This is a genomic window from Streptomyces hydrogenans (assembly GCF_014656075.1).
Lineage (GTDB): Bacteria > Actinomycetota > Actinomycetes > Streptomycetales > Streptomycetaceae > Streptomyces > Streptomyces hydrogenans.
The window spans coordinates 1-2,406 of sequence record NZ_BNBS01000274.1; the positions used below are offsets into that span (position 1 = coordinate 1).

A 2,406-nucleotide genomic window follows, 5' to 3' on the forward strand; every position below is an offset into this window, starting at 1 on the left:
GCCCCCGACCGCCCACGAGCGGCACCGGGCCGACCGCCTCGGGCCTCCCCCGGTCGTGCGGGCGCGGTCCGGGGTGGCGCGCGGCCGGGCGCTGCTGACCCGGGGGTTCGCGGCGCTCGCGGGCGGGCCGGTCATGGACGCGCACGAGGCGTTCACGCAGGCGGCGAAGGTGCTGCGGGACCGGGAGCCGGCCGAGGCGGCGGACGCGCGGTTCCTCGCGATGGAGGCCGCCTGGGCGGCGGGGGACGTCGACGCGTGCCTCGCGGCGCTGGACCTGGCCCCGGCCGCCGGGGGCACCGAGCGCGCCTTCGCCGAGGGCCTGCGGGCGGCGCTCACGGTCCGCCCGGACCAGGCGCGCACCCCGCTCTCCCGGGTGGTCGCGGTCGGGGCGGCCCGGGACGAGCCCCGGCTGCTGCTGCGGGCGGGCTCGGCCGCGCTGGTCCTCGGGGACGTCGCGGCGGCGGCCCGGCTGCACGGCAGGGCGCTGGCCCGGGCGCGGGCCGAGCAGCGGGCCTCGCTCCTGCCCCGGATCCTCGAACACCTCGCGTACGCGGAGCTGCGGGCCGGACGGTACGCGCGGGCCGGGCACGCGGCCGGGGAGGGGTTGCGGGCGGCCCGGGCCACCGGGCAGCTCAACTCCGCGGCCCACCAGCACGCGGTGCTCGCCCTGGTGGCGTCGGTGACGGGCGACGGGCCGTCCGTGGCGGAGCACGCGGAGCGGGCGCTCGCCATCGGACGGCCGCACGGCCTCACCCAGGCGGTGACGCTGGCGGAATGGGCGCTGGCCCGGGCGGAGTTGGGCGGTGGGCTGGCGGCCCAGGCGGCCGCGCGGCTGGCTCCGCTGGTCCGTCCCGGGCCGCACGGCGGGCACTTCGCGCTCCGCATGCTGGCCGTGCCCTGTTTCGTGGAGGCGGCGGTGGCCTCGGGAAGGGCTGCGGAGGCGCGAGCGGCGACGGAGGAGTACGCGCTGTGGGCGGGGTGCGGGCTCGACCGGCCCGCCCCGGCCCAACTGGCCCGCTGCCGGGCGCTGCTGGCGCCGCGCGGCGAGGAGACGGGCCGCTGGTTCGGCGAGGCCCTGCGGCGCCACGAGGACGGCGGCAACGACTTCGAGCGGGCCCGGACGCTCTTCGCGTACGGGACGTGGCTCCGTCGGCGGCGCCGTCCGGGCGAGGCGCGGGGCCCGCTGCGCGACGCGCTGGTCACCTTCGAGCGGGCCTCCGCCGAGGGCTGGGCCCGGCAGGCGCGCGCGGAGCTGCGCGCGACCGGGGCGGCGGGCGGCCGCCCGGCGGAGCCCTCCTCGCTGGCCGGCCTCACCCCGCAGCAGCAGCGGATCGCCCGGCTCGTCGCGGGCGGCGCCACGAACCAGGAGGTCGCCGCCCGGCTGTCGCTGAGCCCGCGCACGGTCGACCACCATCTGCGCGGGGTGTACGCCCGGCTCCAGATCCGCTCGCGGGTCGAGCTGTCGGCCCTGATGGCGGAGGCGGAGGCGCGGGCGTGAACCGGTCGCGGGGGGGGGCGGTCGCGGGGTCAGCGGGCGCCGAACACCTGGGTCCAGTAGGGGCCGCCGTCGGTGTGGACGCCGACGCCGAGTTCCTTGAAGTCGCAGTTGAGGATGTTGGCGCGGTGGCCCGGGCTGTTCATCCACGCCTCCATGACCTGCTCGGGCGTGGTCTGTCCCATGGCGATGTTCTCGCCGTAGGTGGACCAGGGGTAGCCGGCGGCGGTGACCCGCTCTCCCGGGCCGTCGCCGTCGGGGTTGGTGTGGTCGAAGAAGTCGCGGGCGGCCATGTCGTCGGAGTGGCCCTGGGCGGCGCGCGCGAGGGTCGCGTTCGCGGTGAGCGCCCCGCAGCCGGCCTTGGCGCGCTCGGTGTTGACGAGGGCCAGCACCTGGTCGGCGGCCGACGCCTGCCCGTTGTCGTGCTGGGCGCCGCCGCCGGGGTCCGGGTCGGTGCCGGACGTCGGGGACGCGGTCGTCCGGGTGGGTTCGGGGGCGGCCGTCGGCGGGGCGGGCTTCTTCGGCGGGGTGGCCTTCGGGCTCGCGGTGGTGCGCTGCGGCGTGGGGGTGGCCGTGGTCGGGCGGGCGGTGGCGGTCTTCTTGCCGCCGGGGGTGGCGGAGGCGGTCGTCCGGCCGGGCGTCGTGGTGGAGGCGGAGGGGGTCGCGCCGACGGTGGCGGGGGTGGAGGACAGGGAGTCCGGGTCGTGGGTGAGGGGGACGTCGGGGGCGGGGACGGACGCGCGGTTCGCCTCCAGGAGCTCCTCCTGGCCGTCCCGCCCGCCGTACAGGGAGAAGGCGCCGCCGGTCACCGCGACGACCGGGGTGCCGGCCGCGACGGCGGCCCGTCGCCGGGTCCGCTCCTCCGCCTGGCGCCGGCGCCGGCGGTCGCCGCGCCCGGGGCCGCCGGGCCG

Annotated in this window: 2 protein-coding genes; one reads left to right on the top strand and one right to left on the bottom strand. The window is 79.9% G+C overall.

Going from position 1 to position 2,406, the window contains the following annotated elements:
* On the top strand, positions 1-1,498 hold a 1,498-nt coding region (locus IE321_RS42985; protein WP_268257462.1), incomplete at its 5' end, for a helix-turn-helix domain-containing protein.
* A gap of 29 nt (positions 1,499-1,527) precedes the next feature.
* Here the strand turns inward: IE321_RS42985 and IE321_RS42990 are convergent.
* The coding region (locus IE321_RS42990; RefSeq protein ID WP_190226758.1) for a CAP domain-containing protein at positions 1,528-2,406 on the bottom strand (879 nt) is incomplete at its 5' end.